Genomic DNA, 15,271 nt, shown 5'->3' on the forward strand with positions numbered 1-15,271 from the left:
ACTCAGCCCCGCTGACTCAGCAGCCAGGTGCTGAAGGCCTCCACTCGCGGATCGTCGGCCAGATGGGAGGGGTAGGCGATGCCCCATTCGCCGCTGGCGGGCTGTACCTTGCCCGCCGGGTTGATCAGCCGACCCGTCGCCAGGTCATCCTCGGCGAAGGGGCCATTGACCAGGGCGACGCCTTCACCTCGGGCGGCCATCTCGAGCGCCGCGGCCAGGGTGTCGACCTGAAGGGCGCGTGGCGGCGCGGGCCGTGTGGCAGAAGGCGAATGGGTGTCGAACCAGCCCTGCCAGCTCCAGCTCTCGGTGTAGACGCTGATTAGGGGGAACGCCTGCAGCGCCTCGGGGGATAGCGGCAACGAATGCCCCATCACCAGCGACGGGCTGCACACAGGGGTCAGCGTCGAGGGAAACAGCGGTGTCCAGTCAAGTCGAGAGGGCAGCGGGCCATCACGGAAGAGGATGGCGATATCGGCGTGGGCGCTGTCGAAGGTCCAGTCCAGGCTGTAGGTCTTGATCCTCAGTTCGGTCTCGGGATAGCGCTGGTGAAATTGTGCCAGTCGTGGGGCCAGCCAGCGGATCGAGGTGGTCACATAGACCTGCACGCGCAGGGGTTCAAGGCAGGGCTGGCGACGCAGTGTTTCGGCGCCCTGGATCAGAGCTTCCATGGCGTCGCGCACGACAGGGTAGAAACGTCGACCGGACTCTGTGAGCTCGATATGCCGACCCCGGCGGGCGAACAGTTTCGTCCCCAGGCTCTGCTCCAGACGCTGTATCTGGTTGGCGATGGCGGGGTGGGAGAGGTGCAGCTCCTCGGCTGCGGCGCGCAGGCTTGATAGTCGCGCCGCGGCCTCGAATCCCTTCAGCGCACTCAAGGGCGGCAGGCGATCCAGCGGCAGCGGTGCCGCGGATGTCCGATGACGCGGGACGTCAGACAACGCGGGACGACAGCTGGCGCGCGGCCTGCACCAGGTTCTTGGAGTAGCGGCGCGCCTCCTGGGGGCTCAGGGTGTCGCTGCTGATGGCGGCGCTGATCGCTGCGATGGGCTCGTTGCGCAGGTTGAGCACCGGGGCGGCGATGCAGCTGACGCCCTGCTCAGGCGCGCCGTTGGAGGTGGCGTAACCGAGCCGATGGGCCCGCCCCAGTTCCGCCATGACGCCTTTCACTCCCTTGTTCTCGGGAGCAAGACCAAGCTCATCGGCGAGATAGCCCTGCCAGGAGTCCTCGTCGCGCATCGCCAGGATGATCTTGCCACTGGCGGCTTCGTGCAACGCCATGGTCTTGCCCACGTAAAGGTTGAAGCTTGCGCCACTGGCACCGTCGATCTTGGACACCACCACTACCTTGTTGCCGATGGGCACGCACAGAAAGATGGTCTTGTGGATTTCGTTTTTCAGGATTTCCGCGATCGGATAGAAGTAGGGTATCAGGCTCTGCTTGTTATAGATGGTGGAGGATATCTGGAAGATGCGTGAGCCGATGCAGTAGGACTTCTTGCGGCTTGGATCCTGGGCCACCAGCTGGTGGTGAAGCAGGGCGTTGATGACACGGTGACCGGTGGCCGGCGAGATACCGGTAGCGTCACAGATTTCCGAAAGTGTCATGGGATAGCTGGTGGCCGCCAGCAGGTCCAGGATCATGACGCTATGATCGACCGCCGGAGCCTTGGTCTTTTCCGAGGTCCTTTCCGAATTCATGATCAGCCGCGGTCTCCAAAACGCGAATGCGAGGACGAATGCAGATGACTCGTCCGGTAAGACTCAGGGGCGATGTGGCTCCTGGGCGTCGTTCAGATCGGGTGGTCCTGAAGGATCAGGTCGGCCCCCTTTTCCGCCACCATCATCACCGGTGCATTGAGGTTACCCGAGGTGATGTTGGGAAAGATCGAGGCGTCGATGACCCTGAGCCCGGACACGCCATGCACCCTGAGACTGCCATCGACCACCGCCTCGCGAGGGTCGGGCCCCATGGCGCAGGTACCGCACAGATGATAGATGGAGCCTGCGTTGGCGCGAAAGTACTCTAACATGCTTTGGTCATCGTGGACGGCATCCGCCGGAGTGACCTCGGCGTCGATGACGGCACCCAGGGCCGCCGTTTCGGCCAGCGCGCGAATGAGCCGGCTGCCCTGAATGGCCTCGTCCTGATCTCGCCGGGTTCCCAGATAGTTCGGCCGGATCACCGCCGGCTCATTGGCATCGGCGCTGGCCAGATCGATGGTGCCACGACTGTCGGGACGGCAGGAATTGAAGGCCAGCAGGAAGCCTGAGTAGGCATCCGCGGTCAGTGTCGTGTCCGGCGGTGCCGGGATGCGATAGGACAGCGGGTTGAAGTAGAGCTGGATATTGGGCACGGGTTCGTCGGCATGGCCGCGAAAGAAGCCGCCGGCCTGGTTGACGCTCATCGCCAGCGGGCCGCTGCGATTGATCAGGTACCTCATCGTTGCCCTGGTCAGGCCGGGTAGAGAGTTGAAGTCGTCGTTCAGGGTCCGGCAGTTGGCGCGATAGAAGTAGCTGACGGCCAGGTGATCCTGCAGGTTTCGGCCCACGCCGGGCAGCTGCTGGAGCGCTGCGATCCCGTGTTGTCGCAGCTTCTCGCTGTCCCCGAGTCCCGAGAGCATCAGCAGCTTTGGCGAGTCCACCGCACCGGCGCAGACGATCACCTCGCGGCGTGCGCGCAGGGTCTTCAACTGGCCTTGCTCTCGATATTCAATGCCGCTGGCGCGACGCTGATCGTCGAACAGCACCCGTTGAACCTGGCTGACGTGCTTGAGGGTGAGATTGGAGCGCTCGAGCGCCGGCTTCAAATAGGCAGTGTTGCTGGAATCGCGAAGGCCTCGGCGGATGTTCGTCTCATAGAGGCCGGCACCTTCGATGGAGGCGCCATTGAAGTCGTCATTGAGCGGGTAGCCGAGTTCATCGGCAGCCCTGAGGTAGGACTGGCAGATCGGATGGGCGATTTCCTTGAGCGGGGTGATGCCGATCAGTCCCTGGCTCGAGTGGAATTCGGTATCGCCCGCAGGGTGCTGCTCGAGTTTCCTGAAATAGGGCAACAGCGCCTGGTAGCTCCACCCTGGGTTACCCGCGCGCTCCCAGTCATCGAAGTCCGATGGCTGGCCTCGCACATAGATCATGGCGTTGATCGAGCCCGATCCTCCCTGGACCTTGCCCCGGGGTGTGTAGATCCGCCGGTTGGCCAACGCCGGCTCCTCGGCGCTGTAGTACATGTAGTTGTAGCCGGGGTGATAGTAGGTCTTGGCAAAGCCCACCGGCACCCGAAGCCAGGGGGAGCTGCCACGGCCGCCGGCCTCGACGATCAGTACCTTGTGGTGTCCGCTGGCACTCAGCCGGTGGGCCAGCACGCAGCCTGCGGAACCTGCACCGACGATGATGAAGTCGTAGTCCATCGCCTCAGGCCTCCGGTCGGGTCTTCCAGCGGGTGCAGGACTGCTGGACGACGTCGTAGGGCGTGGCGTCCATGCTCAGGTGCAGGCGCTTGCCGGTGTAGGGCGAGTGGGCCCTGACCACCGCCATGTCCAGTTCCACCCCGAGCCCCGGTCGATCGGAGGGAATGATAAAGCCGTCACTCCACTCGATCTTGGCTTCGAGCACCTCGGCGTGGAAGCCGTCCCAGGTGCCGATACTCTCCTGGATCAGGAAGTTGGGTGTGGTGGCGGCGAGCTGAATGCTGGCCGCCGCACCCACCGGGCCGTTGTACAGGTGGGGCGCTATCTGGGCGTAGTGGACCTCGGCCAGGGCGGCGATCTTCTTGCCTTCGAGGATGCCGCCGACCCGGCCAAGGTTCATCTGCAGGATCGAGGCGGCCTGGTGGCGCAGCAGGTCATGGAACTCGTACTTGGTGGTCAGCCGCTCACCGGTGGCCACCGGGATGGAGGTATGGTCGGCGACCCTGGCCATGGCCTCGCTCTGGCCGGGTGGCACCGGCTCCTCGAACCACAGCGGGTCAAAGGGTTCGAGGCGCTTGGCCAGGCGGATCGCCGAGGCCGGCGTCATCTGGCCGTGGGTACCGAACAGCAGGTCGCAGCCGTTGCCGACCGCCTCACGGATGCGCTGGCAGAAGGTTGCGCTCTTTTCCAGCGCCTCCAGTGACAGCATATGCCCGCAGTAGGCGGTGTAGGGGCCCGCCGGATCGAACTTGAGCGCGGTAAAGCCGAGGGCCTTCTGCTCCAGGGCGCACTCCACCGCCAGCTCGACATTGTCGTAGTCATATTCACCGCCGGGGGCCCGCGGATAGAGGTAGGTGTAGGAGCGCAGCCGATCGTGGAGCTTGCCGCCGATCAGTGCATGTACCGGCTGGCCGGCCGCCTTGCCGACGATGTCCCAGCAGGCCATCTCGAGGCCGCTGAGCACCCCCATCATGGTCAGGTCCGGGCGCTGGGTGAAGCCGCTCGAGTAGGTCTCGCGATACAGCCGTTCCAGATGGTGGGGGTCCCGTCCCTTCAGGTAGCGCTCGAACACGTCCTCGATGGCGGCGACCACCACCTGCGGGTGGAAGGTCGCCGCATAGACCTCGCCGACGCCCTCGATGCCACAGGCGGTTCCCAGTTTGACGAAGATCCAGTACATGCCGCCGATGTGGGGCGGAGGTGTGGCGACCACATGGCTTTCACAACTGACGACTTTCATGAACGGCGAGTCCTCTGAAAAGGGCAGCAAGCGGCCGACCGCCCGGCGTAGACGCGGCGGTGATGGGCTTGGGTGTGGGGTGGCGCGGGATGGCGTCAGTAGTTCAATACCACCAGCCGGGTCTGGGTGTAGTCCAGCATGCCGTGCTTGCCGTCGTCGCCGCCGAGACCCGAACGCTTCCAGCCGGCGTGGTAGCCCTGGTAGGGGTCCGATGGGGTGCGATTGATGTAGACCTCGCCTGCCTCGATGCTGTGGGCCACCTTCATGGCGGTGCGGTAGTTCTCGGTGAACACCACCGAGGCAAGGCCGAACTGGTGGTCGTTGGCCAGCGCCAGGGCTTCATCCACATCGGCGTAGGTCAGCACCGGCAGTACCGGGCCGAAGATCTCTTCCTGGACGATCTCCATGTCCTGGCGGCAGTCGGTCAGCAGGGTCGGCGGGTAGAAGTGTCCGGGGCCAGGGGGAATCGCGCCGCCGGTGGCCAGGGTGGCGCCGTCGTCGATGGCACGCTCGACCATCTGGTGGACATTGAGGCGGGTGTTCTCGTTGATCAGGGGGCCCATGTGGCTGGGGTCCTCGGCACGATTGCCGAAGGTGCAGGCCTCCATGTTGGACTTGAGCAGGGCGATGAAGGGCTCGGCGATGGACCGATGCACGTAGACCCGCTCGATGGCGGTACACAGCTGGCCGCAGTTGGTGGTCTTGGAGGCCACGATCTGACGGGCGGCCTGCTCGAGGTCGGCGTCGGGCTCGACGATGGCCGGTGACTTGCCACCCAGTTCCAGCGACGACTTGGCGATATTGACCTGGGAGTACTCCAGCACCTTGCGGCCGGCGCCGACGCTGCCGGTGAGAGTGATCATGCCGACCCTTGGGTGGGTACACACGGCCTCGGCGGTGGCGTGGTCCATGCTCAGGATGTTGACCACCCCCGGCGGGATCTCGGCCGCCTGGACGGCCCGGGCAATTTCGAAGGCCGAACGCGGAGTGTTGTTGCTCGGGCGCACGATCACGCTGTTGCCGGTGATCATCGCCGGTGCAATCTTGCGCAGCAGGGTGAAGACGGGGTAGTTGAAGGGAATCAGGCAGGCCACCACGCCGATCGGCTCCCGAGTGAGCAGCAGGCTCTCGTCAGGGGTGTCGCTGGGCACGATATCGCCCTCGATCCGTCGCGCCCATTCGGCGTGGTAGCGGGTGATATCGGCCGCGTATACCGCCTCGTTGGTGGCGTCCTCGAGGCTCTTTCCCGACTCTTCGGCTAGCGCCCGCCCAATGGCCTCGCGACGCTCCATCAGGGCGTCGGCCAGGCGCTGCATATGTACCGCCCGCTCGGCACTGGTCAGCCTGCGCCAGTGCTTCTGGGCCCTGGCCGCGACCTCGACAGCTTCCATCGCCTGGGCGTTGGTGGCGGCCTGGACCTCGCCCACCATCGCTCCCGTGGCGGGGCAGTAGACCGGGATCATGCTGGCCTGGGGGGCGCTGACAAAGTCGTTGTTGATGAAGTTCCCATCGGTGCTCATGGCTGATTCCTCGTCAAGTTCAAACCAGCCTAGGAAGCGACCCTGAGGGCGTCAAGAAAATTCCCTATGTAGAAATAAAATTCCGCATATGGAATATGTGGCGGTGTGCTGGTGCCTGTATGCGAGCCGGCAGGAAGCCATGACAGCGCCAAGACAGCGCCAGGTAAGCGCCAGGTAAGGCCCGAGAAAGCGCCGAGGAAAGCAACATCAGGCGCCCTGCCGGCGACGGCCAGCAGGGCACGTGTCATCGGGCCTAGCGGGTGGCGACCACCACGCGGCCTCTGACCTTGCCTTCCATCAGGCGCTCTGCGGTGGTGATGGCCTCGCTCAGCGGGATCTCGCTGGCGATGTCGTCGAGACGCTCTTCAGGCATCAGCTCGGCCAGGCGCTGCCAGGCTTCCAGGCGAACTTCTCTGGGCTGCATCACGCTGTCGATGCCGGCCAGGGTCACGCCGCGCAGGATGAAGGGCATCACCGTGGCGGGAAGGTCCATGCCCTGGGCCAGGCCGCAGGAGGTCACCGTGCCGCCGTAGCGGGTCGAGGCCAGCACATTGACCAGGGTGTGGCTGCCGACGCTGTCGACGGCACCCGCCCAGCGTTCCCTGGCCAGGGGCTTTCCGGGCTGTTCGAGCTCGCCGCGGTCGATGATCGAGGTGGCGCCGAGCGCCTTCAGATAGTCCGCCTCCTCGACCTTGCCGGTGGAGGCAACGACTTCGTAGCCCAGCTTGGCCAGCAGGGTGATGGCAAAGCTGCCGACGCCACCGCTGGCGCCGGTGACCAGCACCTCGCCCTGGTCCGGGGTCACCCCGTGGCGCTCCAGCGCCAGCACCGAGAGCATGGCGGTGTAGCCGGCGGTGCCGATGGCCATGGCGTTTCTGGTGCTGAAGGCTTCGGGCAGCGGGATCAGCCAGTCGCCGTTCAGCCGTGCCTTCTGGGCCAGCCCGCCCCAGTGCTTCTCGCCGACGCCCCAGCCGTTCAGGACCACCCGGTCACCCGGCTGGAAGTCCTGGTGCTGCGAGGCTTCCACCACGCCGGCAAGGTCGATGCCCGGGACCATGGGGAAGGACTTGACCACCGGGCCCTTGCCGGTGATGGCCAGCCCGTCCTTGTAGTTCAGGGTGCTGTAGTCGACGTTCACGGTCACGTCGCCCTCGGGCAGGGCCTGGTCATCCAGTGACTCAATGGCGGCCTTCTGAGTGTCGCCTTCCTTGCGGATCACGATGGCGTCGAACATGGCGGTCTCCTTTTTAGACGGTTTGTCTATAAATTGGCGCAAGCAGTATCAGGGCGCCGTATACGACCCCGCAGGAGCGGGCTCTCGGTTCAGTGTCGGACTATTGTCAAGTCAGGTCGGGTCAGTTCATGGCGACGGACGACCCTGGCGTTGGGTGTCCAGGCCCGAAAAGAAACTGTCGGTGAACACATCGATCGGGCGCGGGCTGCGTTCCAGTCTGGCGCGCATGATGGCGCCCTCCCAGCCGATCCAGAAGGCCTCGGCCAGCCGGTCAGGGTCCCTGTCGGAGGCGATATCGCCGTGGTGGCGGGCTTCTTCCAGGCAAGCGGCGAGACGTCGTTGCCAGTCGGCGAGCGTGGCGATCAGCCGCTCGCGGTAGTCCGGCGGCAAGCCAGCCGCCTCCTGACCGAGATTGCCTACCAGACAGCCACGGCGATAGTCGTGGCGTGCCATGCCGGCCTTGGCATCGTCGACAAAGGCCTGCACGCGCTCGAGCGGTGGCCGGGAATCGTCTTGCAGATGGCGGTCGAGCTTGTCGGCAAAATAGCGCGCGTAGCGCTCGAGCACCGCCTGGCCGAAGGCTTCCTTGCTGGCAAAGTAGTGATAGAAGGAACCCTTGGGCACCCCGGCACGCTTGAGCATGCCATCGAGCCCCGCGCTCAGAAAGCCGTGTTCGGTCAGGGTCTCGAGGCCGCTGGCGATCAGCGCCGCTCTGGCGTCGCCCTGGGTGGCGCCGACGCTGTAGTCGGTCTTCGGCGGTCGCCCCCGGCGCCTGGCTATCGTCGGATTGGTCATGCAATGATTTTAGACCAGGTGTCTATAAAATCAATGATGGTGTCGTTCGGTGCCCACGTCAGAGGCCACCCGAGGGGTGGCCTTTGCCATTGCTGCGAGGCTTGGTGTCAGGTGCTGCGCACTACAGCACCATGGCGGCGATCCAGGCGAACACCAGCATGCCGATGTTGCAGTGCAGGAAGGTGGGGATGACGCTGTCGCGAATATGGTCGTGCTGGCCATCGGCGTTAAGCCCGGCGGTGGCGCCCAGGGTGATGGTCGAGGCCGGCGAGCCAGCGTCGCCCAGGGCCGCCGAGGCGCCCAGCAAGGCCATCGCCGCCAGCGGGTCGAAGCCCAGGGTCAGCGCCAGTGGCAGGTAGATGGGTGCCAGGATCGGCACACTGGCGAAGGAGTCGCCGAAGCCGATGGTGATGAACAGTCCCACCACCAGCATCACCGCTGCGCCCAGCGCCATGTTGCCGCCGATCAGTTCGGCCGACGCCGCCACCAGAGGCTCGATTTCGCCGGTGGCGGTCAGCACGCCGGCAAAGCCGGAGGCGACGGTGATGATGACCGCGATCTGCGCCATCATCCGCAGCCCGTCGGTGAAGACGTCATCCTGCTCCTGCCAGCGGAAGATACCGGAGACCCCCAGGATCAGAAAACCGACCATGGCTCCGAGCAACAGCGAGTCGAACTTGAGCTGAAAGACCAGGGCCACCGCCAGGGCTCCCAAGGTGATGACCAGCTGCAGCGGCTTCAGGCGAGCCGGCGAGGCGGGCCTGGCGGCGGCGGTGGTGCTTGGTGTGACGTAGTCACGCGGGCGGCGATAGCTGATAAAAACGGCCACCACCAGCCCCGCGACCAGGCCCATCACCGGTAGTGCCATGGCCTTGGGGGCCATGTCGGCGGTGGCGGTCAGCCCGTAGTCCGCGCCGACGCTGTTGACGTTGGCCAGCAGGATCTCGTTGAGAAAGATGGCACCGAAGCCGGTGGGCAGCAGCAGGTAGCTGGCGCTGATCGAGCAGGCCAGGATACAGGCCACGGCGCGGCGGTCAACTCGCAGGCGATCGAGCACCACAAGCAGCGGAGGCAGCAGGATCGGAATGAAGGCGATGTGCACCGGCACCAGATTCTGCGACATCAGTGAGGCGACGATGAACAGGCCGAACAGCGTCCACTTGACGCCCTTGCGGGTACTTTGCTCGTCGCTGCCGAGGCGCGCCGAGATAGCATCGGCCAGCAGTTCGAGCAGGCCCGAGCGTGACAGCGCCACGGCGAAGGCGCCGATCATCACGTAGGTCAGGCCGACCTGGGCGCCGACCAGCAGGTTGTCATTGAAGGCGCCGATGGCGTCGTTCATCGACAGCCCGGCGTGCAGCGCGCCTAGCATGGCGGCGCTGATCAGGGCGATGGCCACGGGGATCCGCAGCAGGCACAGCACGATCATGCTGAGGATCGTCAACACCGCCGCGTTGATGTGGTAGCCGACGGCCAGGGTCGAGGCGTAGATCAGGGCGCACAGAGCAATGGTCGGCAGTGCGCGGGTGCGGGCAAAACGGTTTGCCTTGGGAGAAGGGTCGGTAAGGGCGGTCTCTTGCATGGGGTCTCCGGCTCATCATGAGCCACGTGTCCAGGGGGCGTGAGAGTGCCGGCGAGCGTGGCGTTACCGCGGAGGACTGGTCCTCTTCTAGGGGAGGTTGAAGCCTGACGGCCGTTCGCTAGCGGGCGAATGATACCCCAAACCTGGGCCGTGGCCCGCACTGGCCTCGATAGTTGCCTCGATAGCGGTCTCGATGGTCGCCGCCATGGTGGCAAGGGGGGAAAGGAGGAAAGGAAGAAAGCAAAGAAGCGGCTGCGCTGCCTTCCATCAAAAACGCCGCCCCGAAAGGGGCGGCGTGAATCGCCAGGACGCGTCGGCGAAAAGCGGGGCGCAGAAACGCTGTCTCTCAAGCCATCGCTCAGGCGGGTACCGCCTGGGCGGCGCCAGAGGAAGCCGGTACTGCAGGCATGGACGGTGGCAGGGTCGCCATCAGCGCGCGCTCCAGGTCCATGGCCTTGCACTTGTAGGCAGTGCAGTTGGCGCAGTGAACGCTGTCGCCGTCGTCTTGACCAACAGGCAGCGTGAAGCGGGAGTGGCCACAGATGGTGCAGCTCAGGTCCAGGGCGACGGTGATCATGCGACTCGCTCTCCCTTGGTGTGCTGCTGCTCGATCAAGGCATCGTGCTCACGTCGCATGGCCATCATCAGGCTGCGAGACTTGTTGAGAAAGCGCAGGCGGTCGGGCGTCTGCTGTTCTTCCCAGGCGCCCAGGGTGGCATGAAACTCACCGCACTCGGTGCAGTTCAGCTCTTCCCAGTCATTGGGCTGAGCCGTTACAGGTCCCGGTGTGCTGGCCAGGTCGTGGCCACAGCGGGTACAGGAAATCGGGTAGTACACGGGTCGCCCTCCTTGGCGCATGACGTGCCGTCGTTCGTTCCGTTGTGGAAGCGAGGCTGCGCATGGCCCTCCTGGCCGAGCCTCAACGGTACGAAAGGTTCTCATCGCCAGGCTTGATATGCAAGTATTGTATAGGTTTTCTGTCGCCGGAAGCGTATCGGCATCTCGCCGTCATTACCGTCTTTCCGAGCAGCGCCCATATCATGACGTCAAAAGATGACGCTTTGATGATCAGAGTGGCGAAAGCTGTCGTAAAACTTTTTCTTGTACATTACTTGTTCTTGATCTAATTTTTGTACATGAACTGCGTCGTCCTGGTTGAACAGCCCCGACAGAGAGGTTCCCGGGAGGCGCGCAGTGGCGACGCGACATCTCGGAGCAATCACCGCAAGGAGGCTAGAGCATGAAAAAAGCAATGTCTGCCGCAACGTCGTTCCTGCCGAGCTGCGTGCTCGGCGTAGCGCTGCTCGCTGGCGGGGTGGCCGAAGCGGATCAGCAGCAACAGCAGGATCCCTCACGCAATCTGCTCGAAGTCGCCCAGGCCGACGGACGTTTCTCGACATTGCTTGATGCTGTCGAGAAGGCTGGCCTCGACGAGCCGCTACAGGGAGATCAAACCTATACGCTCTTTGCTCCAACGAACGAAGCCTTCGGTACCCTGCAGCCAGGACAGCTCGATGAGTGGATGAGCGACGACAAGGCCTCCCACCGACGTCTGGTCGAGGTCGTTTCCTACCACATGGTGGAAGGAGAAGTGTCACTGGAGGAGTCATCCGAGGTGACCACCCTGCAGGGAACCGACATGGCCATCGACGCCCAGGAAGGCTCGGCAAGCGTAGGCAATGCCGCCGTGGTGGAGTCCGACATCAAGGCCAGCAATGGGGTGATCCACGTGGTGGACAGCGTGCTGATTCCTGAATAACCGAGGCTGAGTGAGTGACGCCAGTGCAACATCTGCTGCACTGGACGTCAGAGGCCGGGCACGAGGTCCCCCGGTCACTGTTTCGATAGATCCCTGTCCCGTTTGGCCGCCCGTCGAGGGCGGTTTTTTTGTGTCAGGGCTGTGGATATAGGAAGCAGCACCCGGCATTGGCAGGCCGCTATTGGCTTATGAGGACTGCTCGGGATCTCGCTGCCAGTAGCGGCGGGTCAGGCGCACCAGCAGTATCAGGGTGAGGGCGGCGTACAGAGCAGCTATCGCGTCGTCGGCGACGATGCCGAGTCCCCCGCCGATGCCCTCGATCTCGCGTACCGGAGACAACTTGGAGATATCGAACAGGCGAAACAGTAGATAGCCCAGCGGCAGGATGATGCGCCGTCGGTAGCGCGAGAAGGCCAGCACCGCGATGGGCAGGGCCACCCATTCGTCGAGCACGATCTGGGGCAGGTCGCCGCCGCCCAGCCACAGCGAAGCGAAGTGGCAGACGGGAACGGCCAGCACGAGGAGCGTCAGGGTAACGGCCAGGCGCGTGCCGAGCGGCAGCCGGAACAGCCACCAGGCGACCGGTAGTCCGATCAGGGAGCCGACCGTCCCCGGCGCCCAGGGGGAATAGCCCAGGCCGAAGCCGGTGGCAATCCAGATCAACAGGTCCTGCATGGAATCTCTCCTGAGAAGACGGTGGGCAGGGCAGGGCAAGGCCGGGCAGAGCCTGCGCAATATAAAGGACAGCGAATCAGCCGGCTATCGGCGCTGCCGGGTGATCGCCAGGGCTGGCGGAGGTCGGGCAGGTGGCCGCGACTTCCCCGGCGGGAACAACGTCCACTTCCACCTCGAGGCGCTGGCGCCCACCACCGGTCACCACGCCCTTGAGCGGCGCCACGTCCTCGTAGTCGCGGCCCCAGCCAAGCAACAGGTGTCGTTCGCCGGCGCGCACACCGTTGGTGGGGTCGAAGTCGAGCCAACCCCAGCCGGGTATCAGCACGGAGAACCAGGCGTGGGAGGCGTCGGCGCCCATCAGTCGAGGCTGTCCTGGAGGCGGTCGAGTCTCGAGATAGCCGCTGACGTAGCGCGCGGCCAGACCCACCGAGCGCAGGGTGGCGATGGCCAGGTGAGCGAAGTCCTGACACACCCCACGGCGATGCTGGAGCACCTGGGACGGTGTCGTCTCCATGTCGCTGAACTCGCTGTCGTAGCGGAATTCCTCATGGATGCGACGGTTCAAGCGCTCCACGCAGTCCACCAGATCGCCACCAGCGGGAAAACAGTCTTCGGCCCAGGCGGCGAGCAGCGGGCGGCGCTCGATATAGGCGGAGTTTTCAAGAAACGGCTGTGCTTCGCGGAAACCTGGCTGGTGGCGGTCTGCCAACAGCTCTCGACACCGCTCCCAGCTAATGATGGCCTGCGGCGCTGTGGCGCGAGGCGAGGTCATGACCTGCGCCTCCAGCGTGACCTCGAGCTGGGTATGGGGGGTGTCGACCGCGAACAGCGCGATATGGTTGCCGAAGGCGTCCTGTCGGCTCTGGCGTAGCGACTCGCCCGGCGAGATCGACAATTGCGCCCAGGCAACCTGCTGGTAGGCCATCTCACGGGGCATCAGGCAGGCCTCGTTCTCGCTGAGTGTCACGATCTCGCTGTAGTGGTAGCGCGTGGTGTGGCGAAGTCGATAGATCATCTGCCGGATCCCGCCGTGCCACCCCTGACAAGGCTGGCCAGACGGCACCGCCTGGCGCCGCTGTCTTGAGCAGGGCAGGACAGCGGTGCGCACGAGCCAGGGAGTGCGGAACGAGAAGAGGCAGGCATGGGAAGCGAGGAGGCTCCTGGGTGTCGGCGAATGTTGCAGAAGGTGACGATATCCCCCCCGAACCGTGGCGACAAGATGTACCCGACTCCTGCCTTTCTCTCAAGCCCGAAAGGTGGGCGTCGTCAGCAGCAGGTGCCATCGACCGGCTTCTGCAAGGGCTGCCGAGGGCTACCGCCCGCGCTTGCCGGGGGGCGCCATGATTGCACCAGATCGGTGCTCGCTGCCCCTTCTTGCTGGTTCGTGGGGCACTTTCGGCAGGAGCAAGTGGTCGCTTTTTGTCCAAATTGCTCAATTGCGCCAGCCCATTCGGCGAGAAGGCTCGGCGCTGCGGCCTATTCTCGGCGGTCTGGTACAGGGCTTGCTATACAGCAAGGAGGGACCCGGTACGGTCGAAGGCGGGGGTGCCATCGTCGTGGTCGGGTCGCCGGATGCCGAAAACAATCGAGGGTGTGCCGATGAGCCATGTGGATTGGCAGCAATATGACTGCGCAGGGTTCTATGACGAACTGGTGGCGACGCCCGGGATGCCGCGGGAGGCGGCCAAGATGCTGTGTGACGTGCTCGCGGGCTTTGCCCCTGACGAGCTGGAAGAGCGCAAGAACGCAGCAGAGATCGCCATTCGCACCATGGGGATCACCTTCACGGTGTATTCCGAGGGCAGCATGATCGACCGCGCCTGGCCTTTCGACATCGTGCCTCGCATCATCCCCGCCGACGAGTGGCGACGCACCGAGGCAGGCCTCAAGCAGCGGGTCGAGGCGCTCAACCTGTTCATCGACGACCTGTACCACGACCAGAAGGTCGTCAAGGATGGCGTGCTGCCGGCGGCGGTGCTCGAGCAATCCGTCAACTTTCGCCCCCAGTGTGTAGGGATCGATCCGCCCCACGGGGTCTGGGCGCATATCTGCGGCTCCGATCTGGTGCGTGGTGGCGACGGCACCGTCTACGTACTGGAGGACAACCTGCGGATACCGTCCGGGGTGTCCTACATGCTCGAGAATCGCAACGTAACCAAGCGCGTGCTGCCGGAGCTGTTTGCCTCGGGCAAGATTCATCCGGTGGACGACTATGTGCCCCAGCTTTACGACATGCTGGCGGGCATGTCGCCACGCCATTGGGACGATCCCCAGGTGGTGGTGCTGACCCCGGGTATCTACAACTCGGCCTACTACGAGCACGCCTACCTGGCCCAGCAAATGGGTGTGCAACTGGTCCAGGGCCCGGATCTGCTGGTCGATGACGACGACGTGGTCTACATGCGCACCGTCCAGGGGCTGACCCGTGTGGACGTGATCTACCGCCGCGTCGACGACGCCTTCCTCGACCCGGAGGCGTTTCGCAAGGACTCGGTGCTGGGCGTGCCCGGATTGATGCGGGCCTGGCGCAGCGGCAAGGTGGCGCTGGCCAACGCCCCGGGGGCCGGTGTCGCCGATGACAAGGTGGTCTACGCCTTCGTGCCGAAACTGATCAAGTACTACCTGGATCAGGAGGCGCTGCTGCCCAATGTGCCGAGCTACCTGTGCATGCTCGAGGAAGACCGCCGCTATGTGCTGGAGCACCTGCATGAACTGGTGGTAAAGCCCGCCAACGAGTCCGGCGGCTACGGCATGCTGATGGGCCCCCAGGCCTCCCAGGCCGAGCGTGATGCCTTCGCCAGGCTGATCCAGGAGAACCCACGCAACTACATGGCTCAGCCCATGCTGAACCTGTCCACCACCCCCACGCTGTTCGATGGCCGGCCCGAGCCGCGCCACGTCGATTTGCGCCCCTTCATCCTGTCGGGCCAGGACGGCGCCTACGTCACCACCGGTGGATTGACCCGTGTGGCCCTGGTCAAGGGCTCGCTGGTGGTCAACTCGTCCCAAGGGGGCGGCAGCAAGGACACCTGGATCGTCGAGACGGGGGAGGACTGAGA

Annotated in this window: 14 protein-coding genes; 2 read left to right on the top strand and 12 right to left on the bottom strand. The window is 64.5% G+C overall.

Features of this window, described 5'->3' with window-relative positions; all coding sequences use genetic code 11:
* Nucleotides 1-2: 2 nt before the first annotated feature.
* From NFH98_RS01690 to NFH98_RS01735, 10 genes are all read right to left on the bottom strand, one after another.
* Nucleotides 3-875 carry a LysR substrate-binding domain-containing protein gene (locus NFH98_RS01690; protein WP_349622130.1) on the bottom strand — a complete coding sequence of 291 codons (873 nt, stop codon included), beginning with the start codon at nucleotides 873-875 and terminating at the stop codon, nucleotides 3-5.
* A 55-nt stretch (nucleotides 876-930) separates the two neighbouring features.
* Complete coding sequence (locus tag NFH98_RS01695; protein WP_045992605.1) at nucleotides 931-1,698, bottom strand: IclR family transcriptional regulator; 768 nt, start codon at nucleotides 1,696-1,698, stop codon at nucleotides 931-933.
* 92 nt (nucleotides 1,699-1,790) lie between these two features.
* Nucleotides 1,791-3,407: a GMC family oxidoreductase gene (locus NFH98_RS01700; protein ID WP_349622131.1), complete on the bottom strand. Its 1,617-nt coding sequence runs from the start codon at nucleotides 3,405-3,407 to the stop codon at nucleotides 1,791-1,793.
* A 4-nt stretch (nucleotides 3,408-3,411) separates the two neighbouring features.
* The gene (locus NFH98_RS01705; protein ID WP_108131106.1) at nucleotides 3,412-4,647 is read right to left on the bottom strand and encodes a mandelate racemase/muconate lactonizing enzyme family protein; all 1,236 of its coding nucleotides are present in this window, start codon (nucleotides 4,645-4,647) and stop codon (nucleotides 3,412-3,414) included.
* A gap of 95 nt (nucleotides 4,648-4,742) precedes the next feature.
* Nucleotides 4,743-6,167 carry an aldehyde dehydrogenase gene (aldA, locus tag NFH98_RS01710; RefSeq protein ID WP_349622132.1) on the bottom strand — a complete coding sequence of 475 codons (1,425 nt, stop codon included), beginning with the start codon at nucleotides 6,165-6,167 and terminating at the stop codon, nucleotides 4,743-4,745.
* 253 nt (nucleotides 6,168-6,420) lie between these two features.
* Nucleotides 6,421-7,401 carry an acrylyl-CoA reductase (NADPH) gene (gene acuI, locus NFH98_RS01715; RefSeq protein ID WP_222568364.1) on the bottom strand — a complete coding sequence of 327 codons (981 nt, stop codon included), beginning with the start codon at nucleotides 7,399-7,401 and terminating at the stop codon, nucleotides 6,421-6,423.
* A gap of 126 nt (nucleotides 7,402-7,527) precedes the next feature.
* Entirely contained in the window at nucleotides 7,528-8,196 is a 669-nt protein-coding gene (gene acuR, locus NFH98_RS01720; protein WP_045992610.1) for an acrylate utilization transcriptional regulator AcuR, read from the bottom strand.
* Nucleotides 8,197-8,317: 121 nt separating this feature from the next.
* Nucleotides 8,318-9,655 (bottom strand): Na+/H+ antiporter family protein, encoded by a 1,338-nt coding sequence (locus NFH98_RS01725; protein WP_349623101.1) that lies wholly within the window; start codon nucleotides 9,653-9,655, stop codon nucleotides 8,318-8,320.
* A 481-nt stretch (nucleotides 9,656-10,136) separates the two neighbouring features.
* A complete protein-coding gene (locus tag NFH98_RS01730) occupies nucleotides 10,137-10,355 on the bottom strand; it encodes a hypothetical protein (RefSeq protein ID WP_108131112.1) in 219 nt (72 codons plus the stop codon).
* The gene (locus NFH98_RS01735) at nucleotides 10,352-10,615 is read right to left on the bottom strand and encodes a hypothetical protein (RefSeq protein ID WP_045992616.1); all 264 of its coding nucleotides are present in this window, start codon (nucleotides 10,613-10,615) and stop codon (nucleotides 10,352-10,354) included. Before NFH98_RS01735 ends, NFH98_RS01730 begins: the two co-directional genes overlap by 4 nt.
* Before the next feature lie 403 nt (nucleotides 10,616-11,018).
* Here NFH98_RS01735 and NFH98_RS01740 point away from each other — a divergent pair, with 403 nt between their 5' ends.
* Nucleotides 11,019-11,537: a fasciclin domain-containing protein gene (locus NFH98_RS01740; protein WP_108448412.1), complete on the top strand. Its 519-nt coding sequence runs from the start codon at nucleotides 11,019-11,021 to the stop codon at nucleotides 11,535-11,537.
* A 186-nt stretch (nucleotides 11,538-11,723) separates the two neighbouring features.
* On the opposite strand, the gene NFH98_RS01745 is transcribed toward NFH98_RS01740, so the two are convergent.
* Together NFH98_RS01745 and NFH98_RS01750 are read right to left on the bottom strand one after the other, a co-directional pair.
* Nucleotides 11,724-12,212: a phosphatidylglycerophosphatase A family protein gene (locus NFH98_RS01745; RefSeq protein WP_349622133.1), complete on the bottom strand. Its 489-nt coding sequence runs from the start codon at nucleotides 12,210-12,212 to the stop codon at nucleotides 11,724-11,726.
* Nucleotides 12,213-12,288: 76 nt separating this feature from the next.
* Nucleotides 12,289-13,227 (bottom strand): transglutaminase family protein, encoded by a 939-nt coding sequence (locus NFH98_RS01750; RefSeq protein WP_349622134.1) that lies wholly within the window; start codon nucleotides 13,225-13,227, stop codon nucleotides 12,289-12,291.
* Between the two features lie 584 nt (nucleotides 13,228-13,811).
* Between NFH98_RS01750 and NFH98_RS01755 the strand changes: the two genes are divergently transcribed.
* The gene (locus tag NFH98_RS01755) at nucleotides 13,812-15,269 is read left to right on the top strand and encodes a circularly permuted type 2 ATP-grasp protein (protein ID WP_045992620.1); all 1,458 of its coding nucleotides are present in this window, start codon (nucleotides 13,812-13,814) and stop codon (nucleotides 15,267-15,269) included.
* Nucleotides 15,270-15,271 lie beyond the last annotated feature (2 nt).

The organism is Halomonas sp. H33-56 (genome assembly GCF_040147035.1).
Taxonomy (GTDB): domain Bacteria; phylum Pseudomonadota; class Gammaproteobacteria; order Pseudomonadales; family Halomonadaceae; genus Halomonas; species Halomonas litopenaei.